The organism is Stenotrophomonas sp. TWI700, from assembly GCF_039673645.1.
Classification (GTDB): domain Bacteria; phylum Pseudomonadota; class Gammaproteobacteria; order Xanthomonadales; family Xanthomonadaceae; genus Stenotrophomonas; species Stenotrophomonas maltophilia_AA.
This window is the reverse complement of record NZ_JBDJMB010000002.1, coordinates 148,653-171,734: the sequence shown is the minus strand read 5'-3', so window position 1 is coordinate 171,734 and position 23,082 is coordinate 148,653. Positions and strand designations below refer to the sequence as shown.

Below are 23,082 nucleotides of genomic sequence, written 5' to 3'. Positions count from 1 at the left end.
CCAGCACATCGGGTGCCGGGCACTGTCCCGGCACCTGATCACCCCCGATTCAGATGTTTCCCGCACACTCCCTCATGTATTCCAGCCAGGCCTTGTCCATGCGCATTCTGCTTCTGTCCGCCCTGATCCTCAGCGTTTCCGCCTGCACCTGGGTGCCGATCGAGTCGTCCGGGAAGACGGTCCGCGTGCTGCCGGCCGGCCCTGCGCCCAGCGGCTGCCAGAGCAAGGGCGAGGTGGTGGTGACCGTGAAGAGCAAGGTCGCCTTCTACAACCGCAACCCGCTGCGCGTGCAGGAAGAGCTGGAAACCCTGGCCCGCAACGAGGCACCCAGTGCCGGTGCCAATGCCGTGCAGGCCTCGGGCCTGCCTGCCGATGGCAGCCAACGCTTCCTGGCCTTCCAGTGCCCGCCACGCTGAACCCTTCACACCGCGCCCGGACCATACGCCCGGGCGTGAATTCGTAAAGGTGCGGTGAAAGCCGTGCCGGCTTACAATAACGCCCCCTTTGCCTGAGCCTTGGCGCTAACTGATGCTCTTCAAGAATGTCTCGATCGCCGGCTTGGCGCACATCGACGCGCCGCACACGCTGACGTCCAAGGAAATCAACGAACGGCTGAAGCCGACGCTGGATCGCCTTGGCATCCGTACCGATGTGCTCGGCGACATCGCGGGCATCCACGCCCGTCGCCTGTGGGATGCCGACATGCTGGCCTCCGACGCCGCCACGCTGGCCGCCCGCAAGGCACTGGAAGACGCCGGGATCGGCGCCGACAAGATCGGCCTGCTGGTCAACACCTCGGTCAGCCGCGATTACCTGGAGCCGTCCACGGCCAGCATCGTCTCGGGCAACCTGGGCGTCGGCGACGAGTGCATGACCTTCGACGTCGCCAATGCCTGCCTGGCCTTCATCAACGGCATGGACATCGCCGCCCGCATGCTGGAACGCGGCGAGATCGACTATGCGCTGATCGTCGACGGTGAAACCGCCAATCTGGTGTACGAGAAGACCCTCGAGCGCATGGCCCTGCCGGGCGTGACCGCCGATGACTTCCGCAACGAGATGGCCGCCCTGACCCTGGGCTGCGGTGCCGCGGCGATGGTCATGGCGCGCACCGAGCTGGTGCCCGATGCCCCGCGTTACCGCGGTGGCGTGACCCGCTCGGCCACCGAGTGGAACCAGCTGTGCCGCGGCAACCTGGACCGCATGGTCACCGACACCCGCATGCTGCTGATCGAAGGCATCAAGCTGGCACAGAAGACCTTTGTCGCCGCCCGCGAAGCGCTGGGCTGGGCCGTGGAGGAACTGGACCAGTTCGTGATCCACCAGGTCAGCCAGCCGCACACCGCCGCCTTCATCAAGAACTTCGGCATCGACCCGAAGAAGGTGATGACGATCTTCGGCGAGCACGGCAACATCGGCCCGGCCTCGGTGCCGATCGTGCTGAGCAAGCTCAAGCAGCTGGGCAAGCTGAAGAAGGGCGATCGCATCGCGCTGCTCGGCATCGGCTCGGGCCTGAACTGCTCGATGGCCGAAGTGGTCTGGTAAACCACTCGCCGCAGCCTGCTGCGGCGTTGGAATTGAACATCAAGGGCCGGTTCTGCCGGCCCTTTTCACAGGTGCGTTTGCATGCCCCAGCTGCCCGGTTACCCCGCCCATCCGCACCGCTTCGAGGTGCGTCCCGGTCTGTCGATGAACTATCTCGACGAAGGCCCGCGCGATGGCGAGGTGGTGGTGATGGTCCACGGCAACCCGTCGTGGAGCTATTACTGGCGCACCCTGGTGGCCGGGTTGTCGGACAGCTACCGCTGCATCGTGCCGGACCATATCGGCATGGGCCTGTCGGACAAGCCCGATGACGCGCACTACGAGTACACCCTGCAGTCGCGCGTGGACGACCTGGATGCGCTGCTCGCGCACCTGGGCATCACCGGCCCGGTGACCCTGGCCGTGCACGACTGGGGCGGCATGATCGGCTTCGGCTGGGCGCTCTCGCACCATGCCCAGGTCAAGCGCCTGGTGGTGCTCAACACCGCCGCCTTCCCGATGCCGGCCGCAAAGACGATGCCGTGGCAGATCGCGCTGGGCCGCCACTGGAAGGTGGGCGAGTGGATCATCCGCACCTTCAACGCCTTCTCGTCCGGTGCCTCGTGGCTGGGCGTGGAACGGAAGATGCCGGCGGACGTGCGCCGCGCGTACGTGTCGCCGTACAACAGCTATGCCAACCGCATCAGCACCATCCGCTTCATGCAGGACATCCCGCTGTCGCCGGCCGACAAGGCCTGGTCGCTGCTGGAGCGGTCCGGCCAGACGCTGCCCAGCTACGCCGATCGACCGGCCTTCATCGGCTGGGGCCTGCGCGATTTCGTGTTCGACCACCACTTCCTGAAGGGCTTCCAGGCCGCGCTGCCGCAGGCCGAAGTGCATGCCTTCGAGGATGCCGGGCATTACGTGCTGGAAGACAAGCACGAGGTGCTGGTGCCGAAGATCCGCGCGTTCCTGGATCGCAATCCGATCTGATCGGCGTGACGACCAACGGTCGTCACCTACCCATCGTCGATCCGGTAGGTACCGACCGTTGGTCGGTACGCATCTCACGCCGCGATCGGTGCCTGCGGCGGCGCCGGGGAATTCCCGTTGTCATCGGGATGATCATCGTCATTATCCGCCTCGTCCCGCCAGCGCCAGTCGGCCAGGGTCAGCGCCGGCATGCCGTGCGCCACGCGCGCCTTGTCGCACTGCGGGCTGGCCTTGCCGTACTCCCACGAGGCATCCACCTCACGGCAGACGCTGGGGCGGTTGGGATGGATGCTGCAGCGCGAATACACCCCGATCTCCGCATCCAGCGCCACGCAGTACACCGGCTTGGACAGAGTGCCGCGCATGCACAGCCGGTGCGGGTCCAGCACCTGGGTGAGCTCGTGCGGGACGCCACCGGGGGTGACCTCGTCGGATTCCATCCAATGGAAGGCCACACGGTATTGGGTGCAGCAGGCGCCGCAGGTGAGGCAGGGATGGGGCATGGGGGCACCGGCTGGAGACGCGTAGAACCACGCCATGCGTGGATGGGTGGGAAGGCCGCGAATTTTCCACGCCAACGGCCGGCGCGCAAGAATTTTCTGCAGCGGCGACAATGAACGGATGAACAGCGCCATCAATATCGCCGCGCGCCTGCCCGAGCTGGCCCGTGAACGCCCCGACCAGATCGCCATCCGCTGCCCCGGCAAGCCCGGGCCCGGCGGCATGGCGCGTTATGACGTCACCCTGGATTACCGCACCCTCAACGCCCGCAGCGACGCGATGGCGGCCGGCCTGGCGGCCCACGGCATCGGCCGCGGCGTGCGCGCGGTGGTGATGGTGCGGCCCTCGCCGGAGTTCTTCCTGCTGATGTTCGCGCTGTTCAAGAACGGTGCGGTCCCGGTGCTGGTCGACCCCGGCATCGACAAGCGCGCGCTGAAACAGTGCCTGGACGAGGCCCAGCCGGAGGCCTTCATCGGCATCGGCCTGGCCCACGTGGCGCGCCTGGTGCTGCGCTGGTGCCGCTCCGCGCGCTTGCTGGTGACCGTCGGCCGCCGCTGGGGCTGGGGTGGCACCACCCTGGCCCGGCTGGAAGCCCAGGGCGCCACGGCGCCCCCTGCGCTGGCCCCGACCGATGGCGAGGATGTCGCCGCGATCCTGTTCACCAGCGGCTCCACCGGCGTGCCCAAGGGCGTGGTCTACCGCCACCGTCATTTCGTCGGCCAGGTCGAGCTGCTGCGCGCCGCCTTCGGGATGGAGCCGGGTGGGGTGGACCTGCCGACCTTCCCGCCATTCGCACTGTTCGATCCGGCGCTGGGGCTGACCTCGGTGATCCCGGACATGGACCCGACCCGTCCGGCCCAGGCCGATCCGCGCAAGCTGCATGACGCGATCACCCGTTTCGGCGTCACCCAGCTGTTCGGTTCGCCGGCGCTGATGCGGGTGCTGGCCGACCATGGCCAGCCGCTGCCCGGCGTGCGCCGGGTCACCTCGGCCGGCGCGCCGGTGCCGCCCGACGTGGTCGCGCGGATCCGCCGCCTGCTGCCCGACGACGCCCAGTTCTGGACACCCTATGGCGCCACCGAGTGCCTGCCCGTCGCGGTGATCGAAGGCCGTGAGCTGGAGAACACCCGCCAGGCCACCGAGGCCGGCGCCGGCACCTGCGTCGGCCGCGTGGTCGCACCCAACGAAGTGCGCATCATCGCCATCGACGACGCACCGCTGCCGGCTTGGTCGCAGGCCCGCGTGCTGGGTACCGGCGAGGTCGGCGAAATCACCGTGGCCGGCCCGACCGCCACCGACAGCTACTTCAACCGCCCGCAGGCCACCGCCGCGGCGAAGATCACCGAGACCCTGGCCGAGGGCAGCACGCGGGTCGTGCACCGGATGGGCGATGTCGGCTACTTCGATGCGCAGGGCCGGCTGTGGTTCTGTGGCCGCAAGACCCAGCGCGTGGAAACCGCGCAGGGCCCGCTCTACACCGAGCAGGTCGAGCCGGTGTTCAACGCGCTCGATGGCATCGCCCGCACGGCGCTGGTCGGCGTGGGTGCGCCGGGCCGGCAGGTGCCGGTGCTGTGCTACGAGCTGCTGCCCGGTACCGTCGATTCCCCCGCGCTGGTCGAGCGGCTGCGCCGCGAGGCCGCCGCGCACGCGCATACCGCGCGCATCGAGCGCTTCCTGCCCCACCCGGGCTTCCCGGTCGACATCCGCCACAACGCCAAGATCGGCCGCGAGAAGCTCGCGGTCTGGGCCACCACGCAACTGGAGCAGCGCGCATGAAGATCCTCGTGACCGGCGGCGGTGGATTCCTCGGCCAGGCCCTGTGCAAGGGGCTGATCGAGCGCGGCCACCAGGTGCTGGCGTTCAACCGGGGCCACTATCCCGCGCTGCAGGCGATGGGGGTGGGCCAGATCCGCGGTGACCTGGCCGATGCGCAGGCGGTGATGCACGCGGTGGCCGGGGTCGATGCGGTCTTCCACAACGGGGCCAAGGCCGGTGCCTGGGGCAGCTATGACAGCTACCACCAGGCCAACGTGGTCGGCACCGACAACGTCATCGCGGCCTGCCGTGCCCACGGCGTCGGCAAGCTGGTCTACACCTCCACGCCCAGCGTGACCCACCGCGCCACCCACCCGGTCGAAGGGCTGGGCGCGGAAGAGGTGCCTTACGGCGAGAACTTCCAGGCACCGTACGCGGCCACCAAGGCCATCGCCGAACAGCGCGTGCTGGCGGCCAACGATGCACGCCTGGCCACCATCGCGCTGCGCCCCCGGCTGATCTGGGGCCCGGGCGACCAGCAGCTGGTGCCACGCCTGGCCGAGCGTGCCCGCGCCGGCCGCCTGCGCTTCGTCGGTGACGGCCAGAACAAGGTCGACACCACCTACATCGACAACGCCGCGCTCGCCCACTTCCTGGCCCTGGAGCACCTCGCGCCGGGGGCGGCCTGCGCCGGCAAGGCCTACTTCATTTCCAACGGCGAGCCGCTGCCGATGCGCGAGCTGCTCAACAGGCTGCTGGCCGCGGTGGATGCGCCGCCGGTGACGAAGTCGATCAGCTTCAAGGCGGCCTACCGGATCGGCGCGGTCTGCGAGCGGTTGTGGCCGCTGCTGCGCCTGCGTGGCGAACCGCCCATGACCCGCTTCCTGGCCGAGCAGCTGTGCACCCCGCACTGGTACAGCATGGAGCCGGCGCGCCGCGACTTCGGCTATGTGCCCCGGGTCAGCATCGAAGAAGGGCTGGCCCGGCTGGCATCTTCATCGAACGCACAGGAATCCATCACTCCCTGAACACCGCAGGTTGGTGAACATGGCCCCACGCCAACTCCGGCACGCATCAACGCGAGGGTCGACATGCTGCATTACGCCGTCATCTTTTTTGTCATCGCCATCATCGCGGCGGTACTTGGTTTCTCGGGCATTGCCGGCGCCGCCAGCAACGTCGCCTGGATCCTGTTCGTCGTCTTCCTGATCCTGGCGGTGGTGTCGATGTTCCGCAAGCGGACCTAGTGTCCCGCGCGTCCCACGCCACCTCTCTCCGGCGTGGGACGCGCAGCGGAAACCATGACGGCCTGACATCGGCAACGATGCTCAGGCCGTCGTTGCGATGGAGCTCTGCAGATCGCGTTCGTGCGCATGCCGGGCCATCGCCAGCTCCAGCAGCCGCGTGATCAGCGCGGTGTAATCCAGGCCGCTGGCCGCCCACAGCTTCGGGTACATGCTGATGCGGGTGAAGCCGGGCAGCGTGTTGAGCTCATTGATCACCACCTCACCGGCCGGCGTCAGGAACACATCCACCCGGGCCAGGCCGGCACAGTCCAGCGCCTGGTAGGCCTGCACCGCGATGCCCCGGATACGGGCCTGCTCCGCCGCCGTGATCGCCGCCGGCACCACGATGTCCGCACCGTTTTCGCTGATGTACTTGGTGTCGTAGGAATAGAAATCATCGTGCACGACCACCTCGCCACAGACGCTGGCTTCGGGGTGCTCGTTGCCCAGCACCGCGCATTCGATCTCGCGGCCGTCGATCGCCGATTCCACCAGCGCCTTGTGATCGAACGAGAGTGCCAGCGCGAGCGCGGCATGGAATTCCGCTTCGGTGCGCACCTTGCTCACGCCCACCGAGGAGCCCTGGTTGGCCGGCTTCACGAACAGCGGCGTACCCAGCTCGGCAACCAGCGCGGTGTAATCGGCGCGGGCCGCAGTGACCCGGTTGAAGCAGGCGAACGGCGCTACCGCCAGCCCGGCATCGCGCAGCAGGCGCTTGGCCACGTCCTTGTCCATCGCCACCGCCGAGCCCAGCACGCCGGAGCCGACGAAGGGCAGGTTGGCCATGCGCAGCAGGCCCTGCAGCGAGCCATCCTCGCCCAGTGTGCCGTGCACGATCGGGAACACCACGTCGATCTGCTCCAGCGCGGTGGCCGGGTCGGTCGGGACCAGCTGCTGGCGCTCCAGGCCCGGCCGCACCGCCACCGCATTGCCCGAGCGGTGCAATGCGATCCGTGCTGGATCGCCCGCGTTGAGCAGGAAGTCATGCGGGTCGCTGACGTGCCACTGGCCCTGCTTGTCGATGCCGATCAGGCTGACCTCGAAACGCTCCTTGTCCAAGGCATCGAGAATGTTCTTCGCCGACTGCAGCGAAACCTCGTGTTCGGCCGACCGGCCGCCGAAGATGATGCCTACCCGGGTCTTGCCCATGCCTGTTGCCGCTCCTGCCGCTGTGTTGGGCGCCATAGCATGAACCAAGTCGGTGCCCGGCAAACACCCTCTGCTGTGTCGTCGCGCTCGCCGCCCGTCGTTCAAGGGGGCGCGGTAGAATGCGCTGATGGCCCGTTCCCTGCTCTCTTCCCTCAAACCGCTGGCCGGCAATGCGCTGCAGCTCACGCTCAACCGCGCGCTGGCGCTGGACCCGGACACCCGCAGCGCGCTGGCCGCGCTGGATGGCCGCCACATCGCCCTGACCCTGGAATCGCCCGCGCTGGCGATGCGGATCGGGGTGGACGGTGAACGCCTCACGGTCGGTCCGGTCGATCCGCAGCAGGAGCCGGACCTGGCCGTGCGCAGCACGCTGGGCGGGGTGCTGGCCCAGTTGCCGTTCCTGGCCAACGCACGCCGTGGCGGTGATGCGCCGGCCGGGCGGGTCAAGGTCTCCGGCGATGCCGAGCTGGCCCGCCGCCTGCAGCAGCTGGCGACGCGTTTCGATCCGGACTGGCAGCAGCCGTTCGTGCGCGTGTTCGGCGAGGTGATGGGCGTGCAGATCGCCAACGCCCTGCGCTCGGCCCTGCAGCACGCCCGCCGCGGCGCGTCCGACCTGGCGCACAGCGCCGCTGAATTTGTCACCGAGGAGTCGCGCGACGTGGTACCGCGAGCAGAACTGGATGCCTTCCACGACGATGTGGATGTGATGCGTGATGACGTCGAACGCTTGGCCGTGCGCGTGCAGCGCCTGCGGCAGGTGGGCGCATGAAGGCGATCTTCCGGGCCAGCCGCATCGGCCGCATCATCCTGCGCTACCGCCTCGACGATCTGCTCCAGGGCACCCCGGCCGAGCGCTGGCTGCGCCTGGCCAAGCCGTTCGTGCCGCGTGCCTCGGCCGACATCGCCGCACAGTCGCGCGGGGCCCGCCTGCGCCTGGCGCTGCAGGACCTCGGCCCGATCTTCGTCAAGTTCGGGCAGATCCTCTCCACCCGCCGTGACCTGATCCCGGCCGATGTGGCCAACGAACTCACCCTGCTGCAGGACCGGGTCAAGCCGTTCGACGGCGCCACCGCGCAGGCCATCGTCGAGCGCGCGCTCGGCCGCCCGGTCAGCGAAGCGTTCGCCAGCTTCGACCTGCAGCCGCTCGCCTCGGCCTCGATCGCACAGGTGCACGCGGCCACGCTCGCCGACGGCCGCCAGGTGGTGGTCAAGGTGCTGCGCCCGGACATCGAAAAACAGATCGACGCGGACATCGCGCTGCTGAAGTCGGCCGCCGCGCTGATCGAGCGCGCGCACCCGCGCGCCGACAAGATCCGCCCGCGCGAAGTGGTCGCCGAGGTCGAGAACACCCTGGCCGCCGAACTGGACCTGCAGCGCGAAGGCGCCAATGCCAGCGTGCTGCGCCGCAACTGGATCGACTCGGACGATCTGTACGTACCGGAAGTGATCTGGAGCCACACCGCCGAGCGCGCGCTGACCCTGGAACGCGTGTGGGGCATTCCGTCGGATGACATCGTCGCGCTGGACAAGGCCGGCATCGACCGCAAGGCGCTGGCCGCCAAGGGCGTGCGGGTGTTCTACACCCAGGTGTTCCGCGACAATTTCTTCCACGCCGATGCGCACGCCGGCAACATCTGGGTCGACACCGATCCGGCGCGGCGCGACAACCCGCGCTTCATCGCGCTGGACTTCGGCATCATGGGCCAGCTCTCCGAAGAAGATCAGTACTACCTGGCCGAGAACTTCATGGCCATCTTCAACAAGGATTACCGGCGCATGGCCGCGCTCCATGTCGAAGCCGGCTGGATGCCCAACAACGTGCGCATCGATGAACTCGAAGCGGCCGCGCGTTCGGTGTGCGAACCCTATTTCACCCGCCCGCTGTCGCAGATCTCGCTGGCCGAGGTGCTGATCAAGCTGTTCCGGGTGGCCCAGCGCTACGAGCTCACGTTGCAGCCGCAGCTGATCCTGCTGCAGAAGACCCTGCTCAACATCGAAGGCGTCGGCCGTCAGCTCGATCCCGAGCTGGACATCTGGGCGGTCGCGCGGCCGGTGCTGGAACGCATCCTGCGCGAGCGCTACAGCCCGCGCCGCGTGCTCAAGGAAGTGCGCAAGCGCCTGCCCGAGATCATGACGCATACGCCGGACATGCCGCGCCTGGTCCACGCCTGGCTGCGCCAGCAGGTGGAAGGCGACCACGAACTGTCGATGCGCTCGCGCGATCTGGCGGCGCTGAATGTCAGCGTGCAGAAACTGCAGAAGCGCGCGGTGGCCGCGATCGCCGGCGTCGGCCTGATGATCGTCGCCGCGGTGCTGTATGGCCTGCAGCCGGGCGGCTGGTACTTCGGCGATGCTCCGGTGTGGAGCTGGGTGACCGGCGCGGCGGGCGTGTTCTCGCTGGCCAGTGCCTGGTGGCGCCGATGAGCGCCCTCGAGCTGCAGGCAGAGGCCCTCGCCGAGCCGCCCGCGGCGCTTCCTCCCCTGCAGCTGCTGTACCTGGACGACCAGCTTGCCGTGGTCAACAAGCCCGCCGGGCTGATGGTCCACGACAGCAAGCTCGCCCGGGGCGAAGACGACTTCCTCGCCGACCGCCTGCGCGAACAGCTTGGCAAGCCGATCTTCCTCGTCCACCGCCTGGACCGCGCCACCAGCGGCTGCCTGCTGCTCGCCTTCGATCGCGAAAGCGCCAGCGTGCTCGGCAAATCGCTGATGGGCGGCGACGTCACCAAGGATTACCTCGCGATCTGCCGCGGCTGGCCGGCCGAAGACGCCTTCACCGTCGACCACGACCTCGATGGCGGCCCCGGCAAACCGGTCAAGAAGCAGGCGATCACCCACTTCCAGCGCGTCGCCGTGGGCGAGATCGCCATACCGATCGGCGAGTTCGAGACCTCACGCTACGCCCTGCTGCGCTGCCAGCCGCAGACCGGCCGCTTCCGCCAGATCCGTCGCCACCTCAAGCACCTCTCGCATCACCTGATCGGCGACACCAGCCACGGCGATGGCCGCCACAACCGCAGCTTCCGCATGCAGGGCATCCACCGCATGCTCCTGCACGCCGAGCGCCTGCGCTTCCCGCATCCGGATGGCACGCCGATGGACATCAGCGCGCCGGTGGACGGCGAGTTCCGCAAGGCGATGGATCTGTTTGGCTGGGAACTCGCCTGACGCCTGATGCCGCGCGATAGCCGACCAGCGGTCGGCCCTACCGGTTACTTCCTGGCGGGCGCGGCCGCCGGCGCCGGCTCATTCACGATCGCCTCCAGGTCCTTCTGCAGATCCACGAACAGCGGCTGCATCTTGGCCTGGATCGCCACCATCACGTTCTGCATCAGCGCCGGCGTCTTGTCCAACAGACTCTGCCCGGCCGAGCTCTCGTAGAACTCGGCCATCGCCAGCACGTCTTCCTTGCTGAAGGTCTGCTTGTACAGATCCACGTACATCGGCCGCAGCTCCTTCCAGGACAGCGCCTGGCGCACCGTCTGGCTGGTCCGCTGCTCGATCCGCTGCAGCTGCGCCTGCTGCGTCGCGTCCAGCTGACGCTGCTGCGCCACCTGCTGGAACTGCTGGCGCTGCATCGCCTCGATCTGCGGCAGCATCGTATCGAGCATGCTCTGCGCCCGCGACGCGGCCAGCAGCCGGTTGATGTCGGCATCCGAGGGCGGTGCGGCCAGGGCCGGCGCGATCGCGGCCAGGCCCAGGACCAGGGCCAAAGTGAGGCGGCTCAGGCCGCGGCGGGCCATCGGGCGGATCAGGGACATGGCGGAGCATCCTGCGTTGCGTGGACTGCGGAGAATACCTGCGATGGCGTCATCAGGCCGTAATTGAGGACGTTATCGACGATATCCACGCACGTTGCAGTCCCCCGGCCGGCGGGTCCTCCCCTTACAATGCCGCCCATGGGCAACGGGCCAGTCACCATCAGCGCGCACCTGACGATTCCGGACACGGAACTCGTCGAGCGGTTCGTGCGCGCCAGTGGCGCCGGTGGCCAGAACGTCAACAAGGTCTCCACCGCCGTCGAACTGCGCTTCGACGTCGCCGGCTCGCCTTCGTTGCCCGAGCCGTTGCGCGCGCGCCTGCTGGCCCGCCGCGACCGGCGCATGACCGGCGAAGGCGTGCTGGTCATCGATGCACAGCGTTTCCGAACCCAGGACCGTAACCGCGAGGACGCGCGCGATCGACTGGCCGCCTTCATCCAGGCGGGGCTGAGCGTGCCCAAGGCACGCGTGGCCACCAAACCGACCTACGGGTCGAAACTGCGTCGTCTGGACGCCAAAAAGGGGCGCGCGCAGATCAAGCGCGGGCGCACCACACGCAATTGGGAGTGATTGCTTGAACAACCGAAGTCCGTTGTTGCCGGTGGTTCCGCCGAACATGCCGCAGGTCAAACCGAACCGCTTCCTCCGCTGGCTGGCCCGCTGCACGCTTCGCCTGGGCGGCTGGAAAGTGACCGGGACCCTGCCCGATGTACCCAAAGTGGTGTTCATCATCGCCCCGCACTCGTCCAACTGGGACGGTTTCTGGGGCATGGCGGCCAAGATCGCGCTGGGCATGCAGGTCAAGGTGCTGGGCAAGGCCTCGCTGTTCTGGTGGCCGCTGGGCCCGCTGCTGCGCAGGCTCGGCGTCATCCCGCTGGACCGCAGTTCGCCGCAGGGCACCGTCGAGCAGGCGGTCAGCCTGATCCGCGGCTCGGACCGCCTGTGGTACGCGATCACCCCGGAGGGCACGCGCAAGGCCGTGCAGCACTGGAAGGCCGGGTTCCTCAAGATCGCGCGCATGGCCGACGTGCCGGTGCTGGCTGCCTATTTCCACTACCCGGAAAAGACCATCGGCATCGGCCCGCTGTTCCATCCCACCGGCAACGACGTGGCCGACATGGCCGCGATCCGCGCGTACTACCGCCCCTGGCAGGGCAAGACCCGCGGCACCGTCTGAGCGCCGCCGGGCGGGCCGGACGGGGTAGCCCCCACGGCCCGCACAGCCACGCGCCACGACCGGCACATGCCGCCTGCGGGCTTTGGGAGTAGGGTGATCGGCTGCGGGATTTTCCGTCCCGCGCCCTCATCCAAGGAGCCCGTTTCATGTCGCGTACCGTAGTTTTGGCCGCTGCCATCAGCCTGGCGCTGGCGGCCTGTTCCGGCAAGGAGTCCACCCCCGTGACCGATACCCAGCCCGCCCCGACCCAGCAGCCGGCCGATGCCTCCGCCAACCCGCTGTTGAGCGCCAGCACGCTGCCGTTCCAGGCGCCGCCGTTCGACAGGATCAAGGACAGCGACTACCTGCCGGCCTTCAACGAAGGCATGAAGCAGCACCTGGCTGAAGTCCGCAAGATCGCCGACAACCCGGAGCCGGCCACCTTCGACAACACCATCGAAGCGCTGGAGCGCAGCGGCGAGACCCTGACCCGCGTGTCGCGCATCTTCTTCGGCCTGGTCCAGGCCGACACCAACGATGCACGCCAGAAGGTGCAGGAAGAAGTCGCCCCGAAGCTGGCCGAGCACCAGGACGAGATCAACCTCGACCCGAAGCTGTTCGCCCGCATCAAGACCATCTACGACCAGCGCGACGCGCTGGGCCTGGACCCGGTGCAGAAGCGCCTGGTCGAGCGTGATTATCAGGAGTTCGTGCGCGCCGGCGCGCAGTTGAACGATGCCGACAAGGCCTCACTGCGCAAGCTCAACGTGGAAGAAACCACGCTGGCCACGCAGTTCCACACCCGCCTGGTCGCCGCGACCGCCGCCGGTGCCGTGGTCGTCGATGACAAGGCCAAGCTGGCCGGCCTGGACGAGGATGCGATCAACACCGCCGCCGCCGATGCCAAGGCCCGCAACCTCGAGGGCAAGTACCTGCTGCCGCTGCAGAACACCACCCAGCAGCCGGTGCTCGGCTCGCTGAGCGACCGCGAGCAGCGCGCTGCCGTGCTCAAGGCCTCGGAAACCCGTGCCGAGAAGGGCGACGCCAACGACACCCGCGAAACCATCCAGCGCCTGGCCCAGCTGCGCGCGCAGAAGGCCAAGCTGCTTGGCTTCGAGAACTACGCCGCCTACAGCCTGGCCGACCAGATGGCCAAGACCCCGGCCGCCGCGCTCAAGCTGCTGACCGACACCGTGCCGGCCGCGACCGCCAAGGCGCGTGGTGAGATCAGCGAAATGCAGAAGGTGATCGACGCGCAGAAGGGCGGCTTCAAGCTGGCCGCCTCCGATTGGGACTTCTACGCCGAACAGGTGCGCAAGGCGCAGTACGACCTGGACGAATCGCAGATCAAGCCGTACTTCGAGATGGACAACGTGCTGCAGAACGGCGTCTTCTACGCCGCCACGCAGCTGTACGGCATCACCTTCAAGCCGCGTACCGACATCCCGACCTACCACCCGGACATGAAGGTCTACGAAGTGTTCGACAAGGACGGCACCTCGCTGGCCCTGTTCTACACCGACTACTTCAAGCGTGACAGCAAGTCCGGTGGCGCCTGGATGGACGTGTTCGTCGAACAGGACGGCCTGACCGGTGCCAAGCCGGTGGTCTACAACGTGTGCAACTTCACCAAGCCCGCCGCCGGCCAGCCCGCGCTGCTGAGCTTCGATGACGTGACCACGATGTTCCATGAGTTCGGCCATGCGCTGCACGGCATGTTCTCGAAGGTGAAGTACCCGTCCATCGCCGGTACCAGCACCTCGCGCGACTTCGTCGAGTTCCCCTCGCAGTTCAACGAGCATTGGGCGCTGGACCCGAAGGTCTTCGCCAACTACGCCAAGAACTACAAGACCGGCGAGCCGATGCCGCAGGCGCTGGTCGACAAGATCCTCAAGGCGCGCACCTTCAACCAGGGCTATGCGACCACCGAGTACCTCTCGGCCGCACTGCTCGACCTGGCCTGGCACACCCAGCCGGCCGACGCCAAGCTGCAGGACGTCGCTCCGTTTGAAGCGGCTGCGCTGAAGAAGTTCAAGGTCGACCTGCCGCAGGTGCCGCCGCGCTACCGCACCAGCTACTTCGATCACATCTGGGGTGGCGGGTATTCGTCCGGCTACTACGCCTACTTCTGGGCCGAAGTGCTCGACCATGACGCCTTCGAGTGGTTCAAGGAGAACGGCGGCCTGACCCCGGAGAACGGCCAGGTGTTCCGCGACAAGATCCTCTCGCGCGGCAACAGCGTGGAGCTGGCCGATCTGTACCGCGAGTTCCGCGGCAAGGATCCGTCGGTGGAACCGCTGCTGGTCAATCGCGGCCTGAAATAATCGCGGCATCCCGGTAGGTACCGACCGTTGGTCGGTACGCCTGCCACCGGTACACGCTGAAACGGAAACGGCAGGGGAAACCCTGCCGTTTTTTTGGGTTGCGGCAGCACCATCACGTCCCTACGTGCACGCCTTCGGCGATCTCACTGCACCCCAGGTGATCCAGCGCGATCTCCAGCGCGTGCATGTAGCTCTGCGCGCAGTACCCGCGCGCCACGCCGATGCGCTGGCCCACATCCGCCGGCAGGCACGCCTCGGGGGCGCGCGCATCGTCGTCGTGCACTTCCACGTAGGCGTTGTGCAGATGCGGTAGCAGACGCTGCAGGCGCGCGCTGTCCACGCACGCACCGGGATCGAGCAGGGTGACTTCGCCGCGGCTGTGATCGGCCACGCGCAGCGCATCCAGCAGCTCCTGCTCCGAGCCGCAGGCGCGGATCGCCACCGTGGTGCCCGCATCGATCGCGCGATGCACCAGGGATTTCAGGACGAGTGCCGGCAGCGGCTGCGCGGTACGGATCAGCTGCCCGGCCGCTTCCGGCCCACGGATGATGAAGATCGACATGGCTCAGCCCTCCACGGCCTGCAGGCGATGGGCGGCGATCGCCAACGACAGGCGACACGCATCCTGGCGGCCGCTGCTGCACACCACCCGCGCAGCGGGGGCATGCTGCGGATGCAGGTGCTCGTCCAGCGCGTCGTCGTCGTTGCTGGCCATCTCGATGTACGGCGCCGGCAGGTCCTCCAGCGCGGTGCGCAGCGCTTGGCCATAACGGGCCCATTGCGGTGCGTCGACCGCCGCGGTGGCGATCAGGACCAGCGCCGGACGGCTGCGCTGGGCACGCTGCAGGCAGCGCACCAGGGCCGGCAGGGAGTCGCAGTCGCGGCAGGCCAGGCGATGCCCGGCGACCCGCGCAGGCAGCGGCGACGCGTCCGGCACGGCGTTCGACGGTGTATGCCGGATCAGCAGGATGGTCATGGAACGTCTCTTCGAAGCGCCCTTCGGCGCGGTGTCGCCACGATGCGGCTGCGCCCCGTAAAACCGCGATGCCGACCCTGCCTGCCCGGCGTAAACAGTGCGTAGCTTTTTCGGACCCGGCCAGGGAACTTGCCCGCCGCCCGTCCGGTCACAGCCACACACTCCCTGGAGCGCCCGCATGGACACCCCCGCCGCCGCCTCTGCCCCCGCCGACCACCGCCTGCTGCGCTGGCTCAAGAAAGAAGCACTGCCGCTGCTGGTGATGCTCGGCCTGCTCGCGGCGGCGCGCGACACCTTGGCCAACCACTACCAGGTGCCCAGCGGCTCGATGCAGCACACGCTGATGCCCGGCGACCGGGTGGTGGTGGACATGCGCGCCTACGGCGTGCGCCTGCCGTTCACCTCGGTGGAGCTGCTGCACACCGGCCAGCCGCAGCGCGGTGACGTGGCGGTATTCGATTCGCCGCAGGACGGCACCCGCCTGATCAAGCGCATCGCGGCGGTCGGCGGGGATCGGGTCGAGCTGCACGACGGCCACTTGAGCATCAACGGCCATCCGCTGGCCCAGGCCGGCGTCGGCGAAATCGAAGACTTCGGCCAACATCTGGCGCAGCTGGATCTGGGCCAGGGCGGCGGGCCCGACATTACCGGGCTGACCGTCCCGGCGGGCGAGGTGCTGATGCTCGGCGACCACCGCGGCAACAGCGCCGACGGCCGCTTCTTCGGCCTGGTCCAGGCGAGCGCGCTGTATGGCAAGGCCTCGCACGTCTACTACCGCCGCGGCGAAGGCCTGACCTGGCAGGCGCTGTGATCCCGGCCACGATCTGAATCGATATCTGGATCGTCTCGATCCAGACCTATCAGGTTATGGATCGACCTGTCCGCGCTGCCTATCCTGAGCGCTGACTCCTCGCTCCGGCCCGTCCACGCGGGCCTTACCGGCATGAATGGCGACACCGCAGCGGTCCCCGACCGCAGCCCCCCGACCACCACCGCAGCGCCGGCCGGCGACCAGATCCATCAGGGCACCCCGGCCTTCCGGCGCACGGCGGCCGCGCTGTTCCTGGCCGGCTTCTCCACCTTCGGGCTGCTCTACACGGTGCAGCCGCTGCTGCCCGAATTCAGTCGCCACTTCGGTGTCTCCGCAGCCAACAGTGCGCTGACCCTGTCGCTGACCACCGGTCTGCTGGCGGTCTCCATGCTGATCGCGGGATGGATCTCCGACCGCATCGGGCGCCGCAGCGTGATGGTCGCGGCGCTGCTGGCGTCCAGCGTGTTGTCCGTCGCCACGGCGATGGTGGAGGACTGGACCACGCTGCTGGTGCTGCGCACGCTGCTCGGCATCGCGCTCAGTGGCGTACCGGCGGTGGGCATGACCTACCTCGCCGAAGAAATGGACAGCCGCGCGCTGGGCCTGGCGATGGGTCTGTACATCGGCGGCAATGCGATCGGCGGCATGAGCGGTCGTCTCATCGCGGGCATCGTGGCCGACCACTGGGGCTGGCGCTGGGGCATCGGCGTGGTGTCGCTGATCGCGCTGCTCAGTACCGTGCTGCTGTGGATCCAGCTGCCGCCGTCGCGCCACTTCCAGAGCCGCCGTGGTGGCCTCCGCGAACTTCCCGCGCGCTGGCGCAGTCTGTTCGGCGATCCCGGCCTGCCGTGGTTGTTCGCCACCGCCTTCGTGTTGATGGGCGTGTTCGTCACCCTCTACAACTATCTCGGTTTCCACCTGCTGGCGCCGCCCTACGGCCTCAGCCAGACCGTGGTCGGCCTGATCTTCAGCGTGTACCTGGTCGGCACCTTCAGCTCGGCCTGGATGGGGCAGCAGGCCAATCGCCATGGCCGCAGCCGCGTGCTGGCGATCTGCTACGGGCTGATCGCGCTGGGCATCGTGCTGCTGGCGATGCCGTGGCTGGGCTGCATGGCCGCCGGCATTGCCTTGGTGACGTTCGGCTTCTTCGGCGGTCACTCGGTGGCCAGCAGCTGGGTCGGCAGCCGCGCCGGTGCGATGCGGGCCGAAGCATCCGCTTTGTACTTGTTCGCCTACTACTTGGGTTCCAGCGTGGCCGGTGTGCTCGGCGGCGTGTTCTACACGCACTGGGATTGGCTGGGCGTGTGCGGCTTCGTCGGCGTACTGACCGTGGCCGGTGGCGTGATCGCCTGGCGCCTGGGGCAACGCGTGCAACCGGGCACCGCCGCGCTCGCGCTCAGCCGCTGACACCCTGCAGCAGACGGGTGAAGTGCCCGATCAACGGTGACGCCGCGCCCCGCCGGCAGGCGACGTGCACTTCCGAACTGGCGGCACGATCACTGAGCGCGACGAAGCGCGCCCCGTCCACCTGGATATGGCTGCACGAGGCGGGCAGTACCGTCACGCCCAGGCCTGAAGCCGCCAGGCTGATCAGCGTCGAGGCTTCCCCGGCTTCCTGCACGATGCGCGGCGTGAAGCCGGCGCTGCGGCACAACGCGATGAAATGATCGTGGATGCCCGCGCCGACCTCGCGCAGGAAACCGACGAACGGCTCATGCGCGAACAGCCGCAGCGCCACCGCCGCATCGGTGGGCAGATCACGCACCAGCGGATGCTGGTCGTGCACCACCAGCGCCAGCGGATCACTGAACAGTTTGCGTGACATCAGCGGCGCGGGCAGGGCACGTTTGCGGATCAACCCGACATCCAGTTCGCCGGCCATCAGCGCATCGATCTGCTGCAGGGTGTTCATTTCGCGCAGCTTCAACTGCACCTGCGGGAACTGCTGGCGGTAGGCGAAGATCGCACGCGGAATCTGCGTGGACAGTGGTGTCGCCCGGGTCAGCCCGATGCGCAGCTCACCGGTTTCCCCGCGCTGCGCGCGCTGGGTCAGATCGATCGCGGTCTCCACCCGCGCCAGCACGTCGCGCGCCTGTTCCTGCAGTACGCGCCCGGCATCGGTGAGTTCCACGCGGCGGTTCGCACGCAGGAACAACCGCGCGCCGAGCAGCGTTTCCAGCTGACGGATCTGCTGGCTGAGCGGTGGCTGCGACATCCCCAGCCGCTCGGCCGCGCGGCCGAAGTGCAGCGTCTCGGCGACGGCCAGGAAGTAGCGCAGGTGGCGGAGTTCGATGGACATGGGGTACCGGCAGGTGACGGACGCAGGCGACAGCCCTATCTTAGGTCAGCATGGCGCCGGTCAAGCTGGCAGGGACACGAGACATATGGACAGCACCCACATCGATCGGACACTCGATGCATTCGTCGCTTGGGCCAGCCGTCATGGTGCGGCCAAACTCGGTATGCAGACAGCCAATCCTACGGCTACGTTGGACATCGATAGCGCACGCTTCACCGCTACCATCACGTACTGGCGTTCGCGCCAGTGCGATGCCCTGATCATGGAGATCCAATCGGGGCAGCCGTGTTACCAGGAGTCCTGGGACGACCTGGCGCCGACTGACTTCGAGACGGCCTTCGAGCCCTTCTTGGCTATCGCCCACATGCAATAGCGATATCGGGCAACAGCCTCACCGCTCCGAATGTCCACTTTCATCATAGCTGCGCGGACTGAACAGGTCCGGCTGGATCAGCTCGATGAACGCCCGCGCCTGCGGTGACAGAAACCGCCCGCGCCGCACGATCACTCCATAACTGCGCTCCGGGAACCACGCACTCATCGAGCGCGTCACCAGCTTTTCGCGGTCGGCATCGTGGAGACAGAGCGCCGGCACGATCGAGATGCCCATGCCCATCGCGACGTACTGCTTGATCACTTCCCAGCCGCCGACCTCCAGCGCCACGGTGTAGGGCAGCCGATGCCGCTGGAACACCTGGTCCACCAACCGGTAGGTGATCTGGCGTTTGGGCGGCAGCACCAGCGGGTACTGCGAGATCGCCTCCAGGCTCAGTTCGCCATGCGCCAGCGGATGATCGGGCGGGGCGATCAGCACCTGCTCGAAGCGATAGGCCGGGGCGTAGCTGAGATCGGCCGGCACGTCGGTCATCGAGCCCACCGCCAGGTCCGCCGCATCGCTGCGCAGCAGGTCGGTGCCGTCGGCGCTGATCGCGTTGTGCAGGGTCAGGCGGACATCCGGGTGGCGCTGGCGGAAGCGCTCCACGATGCGCGGCAGCAGGTACAGGATGGTCGAGCTGTTGGCCGCGATGTTGAGCTCGCCGGCATCCAGCCCCTTCACCTTGTCGCGGAAGCTGGCCTCCAGCCCGTCCAGGTTTTCCACCAGCGGCAGCGCCATGTCATACAGCAGCTGGCCTTCGCGGCTGGGCACCAGGCGGCGGCCGCTGCGTTCGAACAGGTTGACCCCGAGTTCGCGCTCCAGGGCCTGCAACTGCTGGCTGACGGCTGGCTGGCTGACGAACAGCGCCTCAGCGGCCCGTGAGACTGAGCCAAGGCGGACCGTCTGGCAGAACGCCCGCAGCGGCTTGAGCCGGTCGGATTTGTAGGAAAACCGGGGGCTTGGCGTGCGCGGCGTGGTCATGGCGTCATGAGTATAAGCACATCTTATGTAAGCCATTGCAATAACTGCTTTGTCAAATATCGGCACGGCGGCGCACGGTGGAGCTCAACCGCACCGCAGGAGCCCGCCATGTCCGCCGTCGCTTACGCCACCGCCCAGCCCACCCCCGCCGATGCACCGGCCACTCCCGGCATTGCCCTCACCACCCAGCTGGCGGGCCAGTCCGCGCTGCTGCCGGCGGGGGTACTGGCGCTGCTGGTGTCGCTGCACCGGGCGGTGGAGCCGGAGCGTCATCGCCGGCTGCAGGCACGGGTGGCCCGCCAGGCCTTCTTCGATGGCGGCGGCCTGCCGGACTTCCGTGCTGATACCGCCGAAATCCGCAGCGGCGACTGGCAGGTCGCCCCGCTGCCGGAAGCGCTGCAGGACCGCCGGGTGGAGATCACCGGCCCGACCGACCCGAAGATGGTCATCAACGCGCTGAACTCCGGCGCCAAGGTGTTCATGGCCGACTTCGAGGATTCCACCGCCCCGGCCTGGCGTAACCTGCTGGCCGGCCAGCAGGCGCTGATCGGCGCGGTGCGTGGCGATCTGACCCACACCGGCCCGTCCGTCGATGGGAAGCCGGGCAAGCAGTACACCCTGCGCCCGTTCAACGAGCAGGCCGTGCTGATTGTCCGCCCGCGTGGCTGGCACCTGGATGAGAAGCACGTGCGCATCGATGGCCAACCGATCGCCGGTGGCCTGTTCGATGCCGCGGTGTTCGCCTTCCACAACGCCCGCACGCTGATGTGCAGGCAGCGTGGGCCGTACTTCTACCTGCCCAAGCTGCAGAGCATGGAAGAGGCGGCGCTGTGGGAGACCGCGCTGTCGCACATCGAGGGCATGCTCGGCCTGCCGCATGGGCAGATCAAGGTCACGGTGCTGATCGAGACCCTGCCGGCGGTGTTCGAGATGGACGAGATCCTGCATGCGCTGCGCGACCGCATCGTCGGCCTGAACTGTGGCCGCTGGGATTACATTTTTTCCTACATCAAGACCTTCCGCCGGCACGCCGACAAGGTGCTGCCCGAGCGCGGCCAGGTGACGATGACCCAGCCGTTCCTGAAGGCCTATTCGGAGCTGCTGATCCGCACCTGCCATCGCCGCGGCGCGCATGCGATGGGCGGCATGGCCGCGCAGATTCCGATCAACCACGACGCGGCCGCCAACGAGCAGGCGATGGCGCGGGTGCGGGCGGACAAGCTGCGCGAAGTCACCGCCGGCCATGACGGCACCTGGGTCGCCCACCCCGCGCTGATCCCGGTCGCGCAGGCGATCTTCGACGAACACATGCCCGGGCCGAACCAGCACCGCGTGTTGCGCAACGATGTGCAGGTCGGCCGCGACGACCTGATCGCCGCGCCCACCGGCACCATCACCCGCGCCGGTTTCGAGGGCAACGTCGAAGTCTGCGTGCGCTACCTGGCCGCCTGGCTGGACGGCAACGGCTGCGTGCCGATCCACCACCTGATGGAAGACGCGGCCACCGCCGAGATCAGCCGCAGCCAGCTGTGGCAGTGGCTGCATACCCCCGGCCAGCACCTGGACGACGGCACCGCCATCGACCTGGCCCTGCTCGATGCCACCCTGGCCCAGTTGCCGGCGCGGCTGGGCGATACCACTGCGCTGCCGGGCACCGCCCGCATCCCCGAGTCCATCGCGCTGCTGGCCGAACTCAGCCGCCGCGAAGCGCTCACCGACTTCCTGACCCTGCCCGCCTACGACCGTCTCGACTGACCCCCCGCCATCCACCTGCCGTTACCGCATCCGTTCCCTTTGGAGATTCGACATGAGCACCCTGCAGACCGCCGAACAGATCCAGCACGCTTGGAACACCGACCCGCGCTGGGCCGGGATCACCCGCAACTACACCGCCGCCGACGTGGTGCGCCTGCGCGGCACCGTGCACGTGGAGCACTCGCTGGCACGGCTGGGCGCGGAGAAGCTGTGGAAGTACCTGCAGGAGAAGGACTTCGTCAACGCGCTGGGTGCGCTGACCGGCAACCAGGCCATGCAGCAGGTCAAGGCCGGCTTGAACGCGATCTACCTGTCCGGCTGGCAGGTCGCCGCCGACGCCAACCTGGCCGGCCAGATGTACCCGGACCAGTCGCTGTACCCGGCCGATTCGGTGCCGGCGGTGGTCAAGCGCATCAACAACACCCTGCTGCGCGCCGATCAGCTGCACCATGCCGAGGGCAAGGATGACATCGACTTCCTGCAGCCGATCGTGGCCGACGCCGAAGCCGGTTTCGGCGGCGTGCTCAACGCCTTCGAACTGATGAAGGCGATGATCGAGGCCGGTGCGGCCGGCGTCCACTTCGAGGACCAGCTGGCCTCGGTGAAGAAGTGCGGGCACATGGGCGGCAAGGTGCTGGTGCCGACCCGCGAGGCGATCGAAAAGCTCAACGCCGCGCGCCTGGCCGCCGACGTGATGGGCGTGCCGACCCTGCTGGTGGCACGTACCGATGCCGAGGCCGCCGACCTGCTGACCAGCGATGTGGATGGCAACGACCAGCCGTTCACCACCGGCGAACGCACCGTGGAAGGCTTCTACAAGACCCGCAACGGCCTGGACCAGGCGATCAGCCGCGGCCTCGCCTACGCGCCCTATGCCGACCTGATCTGGTGCGAGACCGGCAAGCCGGACCTGGAGTTCGCCCGCAAGTTTGCCGAGGCCATCCACGCCAAGTTCCCGGGCAAGCTGCTGGCCTACAACTGCTCGCCCAGCTTCAACTGGAAGAAGAACCTGGACGACGCCACGATCGCGACCTTCCAGAAGGAGATCGCCACCTACGGCTACAAGTTCCAGTTCATCACCCTGGCCGGCTTCCACGCCCTGAACTACTCGATGTTCAACCTGGCCCACGGCTACGCCCGCCGCCAGATGAGTGCCTTCGTGGAGCTGCAGGAGGCCGAGTTCGCCGCCGCCGACCGGGGCTTCACGGCGGTCAAGCACCAGCGCGAGGTCGGCACCGGCTACTTCGACGCGGTCACCCAGGCGATCCAGCAGGGGCAGTCCTCGACCACCGCCCTGAGCGGGTCCACCGAGGAGGAGCAGTTCAACGCGGAACGGGCGGCCTGATAGCCCGGAAGGGAGGCCAGGGAAGGCCCGCAGGGCGGCCGGTCGGGGGACCTGCCGCCCTGTTCCGTGTTCCGGACCCCTCTTCACATCG

The 23,082-nt window shown here is 68.0% G+C and carries 24 protein-coding genes; 17 read left to right on the top strand and 7 right to left on the bottom strand.

Going from position 1 to position 23,082, the window contains the following annotated elements; translation table 11 throughout:
* Positions 1–98: 98 nt before the first annotated feature.
* The 3 genes from ABE473_RS02595 (at position 99) to ABE473_RS02585 (ending at position 2,517) form a co-directional block, all read left to right on the top strand.
* Entirely contained in the window at positions 99–416 is a 318-nt protein-coding gene (locus ABE473_RS02595; RefSeq protein ID WP_176990219.1) for a DUF4156 domain-containing protein, read from the top strand.
* A 112-nt stretch (positions 417–528) separates the two neighbouring features.
* Entirely contained in the window at positions 529–1,545 is a 1,017-nt protein-coding gene (locus ABE473_RS02590; RefSeq protein ID WP_019184878.1) for a 3-oxoacyl-ACP synthase III, read from the top strand.
* Between the two features lie 81 nt (positions 1,546–1,626).
* Positions 1,627–2,517 (top strand): alpha/beta fold hydrolase, encoded by an 891-nt coding sequence (locus ABE473_RS02585; protein ID WP_346478493.1) that lies wholly within the window; start codon positions 1,627–1,629, stop codon positions 2,515–2,517.
* 74 nt (positions 2,518–2,591) lie between these two features.
* Here the strand turns inward: ABE473_RS02585 and ABE473_RS02580 are convergent, their stop codons facing one another.
* On the bottom strand, positions 2,592–3,020 hold the full coding sequence (locus tag ABE473_RS02580) for a YkgJ family cysteine cluster protein (RefSeq protein ID WP_152154128.1): 429 nt from the start codon (positions 3,018–3,020) through the stop codon (positions 2,592–2,594).
* Between the two features lie 118 nt (positions 3,021–3,138).
* Between ABE473_RS02580 and oleC the strand changes: the two genes are divergently transcribed.
* The 3 genes from oleC to ABE473_RS02565 all read left to right on the top strand — a co-directional run bounded on the left by oleC (position 3,139) and on the right by ABE473_RS02565 (position 6,020).
* A complete protein-coding gene (oleC, locus tag ABE473_RS02575) occupies positions 3,139–4,794 on the top strand; it encodes an olefin beta-lactone synthetase (RefSeq protein ID WP_346488383.1) in 1,656 nt (551 codons plus the stop codon).
* Positions 4,791–5,801, top strand: a complete 1,011-nt coding sequence (gene oleD / locus ABE473_RS02570; RefSeq protein WP_346488382.1) for a 2-alkyl-3-oxoalkanoate reductase — start codon at positions 4,791–4,793, stop codon at positions 5,799–5,801. The genes oleC and oleD overlap by 4 nt, the downstream gene beginning before the upstream one ends.
* Before the next feature lie 63 nt (positions 5,802–5,864).
* Complete coding sequence (locus tag ABE473_RS02565; RefSeq protein ID WP_019184873.1) at positions 5,865–6,020, top strand: DUF1328 domain-containing protein; 156 nt, start codon at positions 5,865–5,867, stop codon at positions 6,018–6,020.
* Positions 6,021–6,101: 81 nt separating this feature from the next.
* On the opposite strand, the gene ddlA is transcribed toward ABE473_RS02565, so the two are convergent.
* Positions 6,102–7,208: a D-alanine--D-alanine ligase gene (ddlA, locus tag ABE473_RS02560; protein WP_346488380.1), complete on the bottom strand. Its 1,107-nt coding sequence runs from the start codon at positions 7,206–7,208 to the stop codon at positions 6,102–6,104.
* Between the two features lie 127 nt (positions 7,209–7,335).
* Here ddlA and ABE473_RS02555 point away from each other — a divergent pair, with 127 nt between their 5' ends.
* From ABE473_RS02555 to ABE473_RS02545, 3 genes are read left to right on the top strand one after another with little or no spacing between them, the layout of a single operon-like run.
* Positions 7,336–7,977: an SCP2 sterol-binding domain-containing protein gene (locus tag ABE473_RS02555; protein ID WP_176990214.1), complete on the top strand. Its 642-nt coding sequence runs from the start codon at positions 7,336–7,338 to the stop codon at positions 7,975–7,977.
* Positions 7,974–9,632 (top strand): ubiquinone biosynthesis regulatory protein kinase UbiB, encoded by a 1,659-nt coding sequence (gene ubiB, locus ABE473_RS02550; RefSeq protein ID WP_019184870.1) that lies wholly within the window; start codon positions 7,974–7,976, stop codon positions 9,630–9,632. Before ABE473_RS02555 ends, ubiB begins: the two co-directional genes overlap by 4 nt.
* On the top strand, positions 9,629–10,375 hold the full coding sequence (locus ABE473_RS02545; RefSeq protein WP_346488378.1) for a pseudouridine synthase: 747 nt from the start codon (positions 9,629–9,631) through the stop codon (positions 10,373–10,375). Before ubiB ends, ABE473_RS02545 begins: the two co-directional genes overlap by 4 nt.
* A gap of 44 nt (positions 10,376–10,419) precedes the next feature.
* On the opposite strand, the gene ABE473_RS02540 is transcribed toward ABE473_RS02545, so the two are convergent.
* Complete coding sequence (locus ABE473_RS02540) at positions 10,420–10,950, bottom strand: DUF2059 domain-containing protein (RefSeq protein WP_346478518.1); 531 nt, start codon at positions 10,948–10,950, stop codon at positions 10,420–10,422.
* Positions 10,951–11,106: 156 nt separating this feature from the next.
* Here ABE473_RS02540 and arfB point away from each other — a divergent pair, with 156 nt between their 5' ends.
* The 3 genes from arfB (at position 11,107) to dcp (ending at position 14,448) form a co-directional block, all read left to right on the top strand.
* Positions 11,107–11,538: an alternative ribosome rescue aminoacyl-tRNA hydrolase ArfB gene (gene arfB / locus ABE473_RS02535; RefSeq protein WP_121044396.1), complete on the top strand. Its 432-nt coding sequence runs from the start codon at positions 11,107–11,109 to the stop codon at positions 11,536–11,538.
* Between the two features lie 46 nt (positions 11,539–11,584).
* Positions 11,585–12,145, top strand: coding sequence for a lysophospholipid acyltransferase family protein (locus tag ABE473_RS02530; RefSeq protein ID WP_346488516.1), 561 nt, complete (start codon positions 11,585–11,587; stop codon positions 12,143–12,145).
* 146 nt (positions 12,146–12,291) lie between these two features.
* Positions 12,292–14,448, top strand: a complete 2,157-nt coding sequence (gene dcp, locus ABE473_RS02525) for a peptidyl-dipeptidase Dcp (RefSeq protein ID WP_179460526.1) — start codon at positions 12,292–12,294, stop codon at positions 14,446–14,448.
* 112 nt (positions 14,449–14,560) lie between these two features.
* Here dcp and ABE473_RS02520 read toward each other — a convergent pair whose 3' ends face one another.
* Positions 14,561–15,010 (bottom strand): 3-dehydroquinate dehydratase, encoded by a 450-nt coding sequence (locus tag ABE473_RS02520; protein ID WP_046272278.1) that lies wholly within the window; start codon positions 15,008–15,010, stop codon positions 14,561–14,563.
* Between the two features lie 3 nt (positions 15,011–15,013).
* A complete protein-coding gene (locus ABE473_RS02515; RefSeq protein ID WP_046272279.1) occupies positions 15,014–15,424 on the bottom strand; it encodes a hypothetical protein in 411 nt (136 codons plus the stop codon).
* 178 nt (positions 15,425–15,602) lie between these two features.
* Between ABE473_RS02515 and lepB the strand changes: the two genes are divergently transcribed.
* The gene (gene lepB / locus ABE473_RS02510; RefSeq protein WP_346488377.1) at positions 15,603–16,235 is read left to right on the top strand and encodes a signal peptidase I; all 633 of its coding nucleotides are present in this window, start codon (positions 15,603–15,605) and stop codon (positions 16,233–16,235) included.
* Between the two features lie 132 nt (positions 16,236–16,367).
* Complete coding sequence (locus ABE473_RS02505) at positions 16,368–17,642, top strand: MFS transporter (RefSeq protein ID WP_346488375.1); 1,275 nt, start codon at positions 16,368–16,370, stop codon at positions 17,640–17,642.
* Here the strand turns inward: ABE473_RS02505 and ABE473_RS02500 are convergent.
* Positions 17,632–18,534, bottom strand: a complete 903-nt coding sequence (locus ABE473_RS02500; protein WP_346488374.1) for a LysR substrate-binding domain-containing protein — start codon at positions 18,532–18,534, stop codon at positions 17,632–17,634. The genes ABE473_RS02505 and ABE473_RS02500 overlap by 11 nt on opposite strands.
* An 85-nt stretch (positions 18,535–18,619) precedes the next feature.
* Here ABE473_RS02500 and ABE473_RS02495 point away from each other — a divergent pair, with 85 nt between their 5' ends.
* Positions 18,620–18,907 carry a hypothetical protein gene (locus tag ABE473_RS02495; protein WP_346488373.1) on the top strand — a complete coding sequence of 96 codons (288 nt, stop codon included), beginning with the start codon at positions 18,620–18,622 and terminating at the stop codon, positions 18,905–18,907.
* Between the two features lie 18 nt (positions 18,908–18,925).
* Here the strand turns inward: ABE473_RS02495 and ABE473_RS02490 are convergent, their stop codons facing one another.
* Entirely contained in the window at positions 18,926–19,891 is a 966-nt protein-coding gene (locus ABE473_RS02490; protein WP_346488372.1) for a LysR substrate-binding domain-containing protein, read from the bottom strand.
* 108 nt (positions 19,892–19,999) lie between these two features.
* Between ABE473_RS02490 and aceB the strand changes: the two genes are divergently transcribed.
* Positions 20,000–21,646, top strand: coding sequence for a malate synthase A (gene aceB / locus ABE473_RS02485; RefSeq protein WP_346488370.1), 1,647 nt, complete (start codon positions 20,000–20,002; stop codon positions 21,644–21,646).
* 52 nt (positions 21,647–21,698) lie between these two features.
* Entirely contained in the window at positions 21,699–22,991 is a 1,293-nt protein-coding gene (gene aceA / locus ABE473_RS02480) for an isocitrate lyase (protein WP_346488369.1), read from the top strand.
* The last annotated feature ends 91 nt before the right edge of the window (positions 22,992–23,082 follow it).

What these genes read in the sequence shown, in the direction of transcription:
- ABE473_RS02495 (WP_346488373.1), top strand. Translation starts at nt 18,620, where the DNA reads ATGGACAGCACCCACATCGATCGGACACTCGATGCATTCGTCGCTTGG.
- ABE473_RS02500 (WP_346488374.1), bottom strand. Translation starts at nt 18,534, where the DNA reads ATGTCCATCGAACTCCGCCACCTGCGCTACTTCCTGGCCGTCGCCGAG.
- ABE473_RS02555 (WP_176990214.1), top strand. Translation starts at nt 7,336, where the DNA reads ATGGCCCGTTCCCTGCTCTCTTCCCTCAAACCGCTGGCCGGCAATGCG.
- arfB (WP_121044396.1), top strand. Translation starts at nt 11,107, where the DNA reads ATGGGCAACGGGCCAGTCACCATCAGCGCGCACCTGACGATTCCGGAC.
- ABE473_RS02515 (WP_046272279.1), bottom strand. Translation starts at nt 15,424, where the DNA reads ATGACCATCCTGCTGATCCGGCATACACCGTCGAACGCCGTGCCGGAC.
- ABE473_RS02520 (WP_046272278.1), bottom strand. Translation starts at nt 15,010, where the DNA reads ATGTCGATCTTCATCATCCGTGGGCCGGAAGCGGCCGGGCAGCTGATC.
- ubiB (WP_019184870.1), top strand. Translation starts at nt 7,974, where the DNA reads ATGAAGGCGATCTTCCGGGCCAGCCGCATCGGCCGCATCATCCTGCGC.
- ABE473_RS02585 (WP_346478493.1), top strand. Translation starts at nt 1,627, where the DNA reads ATGCCCCAGCTGCCCGGTTACCCCGCCCATCCGCACCGCTTCGAGGTG.
- ABE473_RS02490 (WP_346488372.1), bottom strand. Translation starts at nt 19,891, where the DNA reads ATGACCACGCCGCGCACGCCAAGCCCCCGGTTTTCCTACAAATCCGAC.
- ABE473_RS02590 (WP_019184878.1), top strand. Translation starts at nt 529, where the DNA reads ATGCTCTTCAAGAATGTCTCGATCGCCGGCTTGGCGCACATCGACGCG.
- ABE473_RS02530 (WP_346488516.1), top strand. Translation starts at nt 11,585, where the DNA reads ATGCCGCAGGTCAAACCGAACCGCTTCCTCCGCTGGCTGGCCCGCTGC.
- ABE473_RS02565 (WP_019184873.1), top strand. Translation starts at nt 5,865, where the DNA reads ATGCTGCATTACGCCGTCATCTTTTTTGTCATCGCCATCATCGCGGCG.
- dcp (WP_179460526.1), top strand. Translation starts at nt 12,292, where the DNA reads ATGTCGCGTACCGTAGTTTTGGCCGCTGCCATCAGCCTGGCGCTGGCG.
- oleD (WP_346488382.1), top strand. Translation starts at nt 4,791, where the DNA reads ATGAAGATCCTCGTGACCGGCGGCGGTGGATTCCTCGGCCAGGCCCTG.
- ABE473_RS02545 (WP_346488378.1), top strand. Translation starts at nt 9,629, where the DNA reads ATGAGCGCCCTCGAGCTGCAGGCAGAGGCCCTCGCCGAGCCGCCCGCG.
- ABE473_RS02540 (WP_346478518.1), bottom strand. Translation starts at nt 10,950, where the DNA reads ATGGCCCGCCGCGGCCTGAGCCGCCTCACTTTGGCCCTGGTCCTGGGC.
- aceB (WP_346488370.1), top strand. Translation starts at nt 20,000, where the DNA reads ATGTCCGCCGTCGCTTACGCCACCGCCCAGCCCACCCCCGCCGATGCA.
- ddlA (WP_346488380.1), bottom strand. Translation starts at nt 7,208, where the DNA reads ATGGGCAAGACCCGGGTAGGCATCATCTTCGGCGGCCGGTCGGCCGAA.
- oleC (WP_346488383.1), top strand. Translation starts at nt 3,139, where the DNA reads ATGAACAGCGCCATCAATATCGCCGCGCGCCTGCCCGAGCTGGCCCGT.
- ABE473_RS02595 (WP_176990219.1), top strand. Translation starts at nt 99, where the DNA reads ATGCGCATTCTGCTTCTGTCCGCCCTGATCCTCAGCGTTTCCGCCTGC.
- aceA (WP_346488369.1), top strand. Translation starts at nt 21,699, where the DNA reads ATGAGCACCCTGCAGACCGCCGAACAGATCCAGCACGCTTGGAACACC.
- lepB (WP_346488377.1), top strand. Translation starts at nt 15,603, where the DNA reads ATGGACACCCCCGCCGCCGCCTCTGCCCCCGCCGACCACCGCCTGCTG.
- ABE473_RS02580 (WP_152154128.1), bottom strand. Translation starts at nt 3,020, where the DNA reads ATGCCCCATCCCTGCCTCACCTGCGGCGCCTGCTGCACCCAATACCGT.
- ABE473_RS02505 (WP_346488375.1), top strand. Translation starts at nt 16,368, where the DNA reads ATGAATGGCGACACCGCAGCGGTCCCCGACCGCAGCCCCCCGACCACC.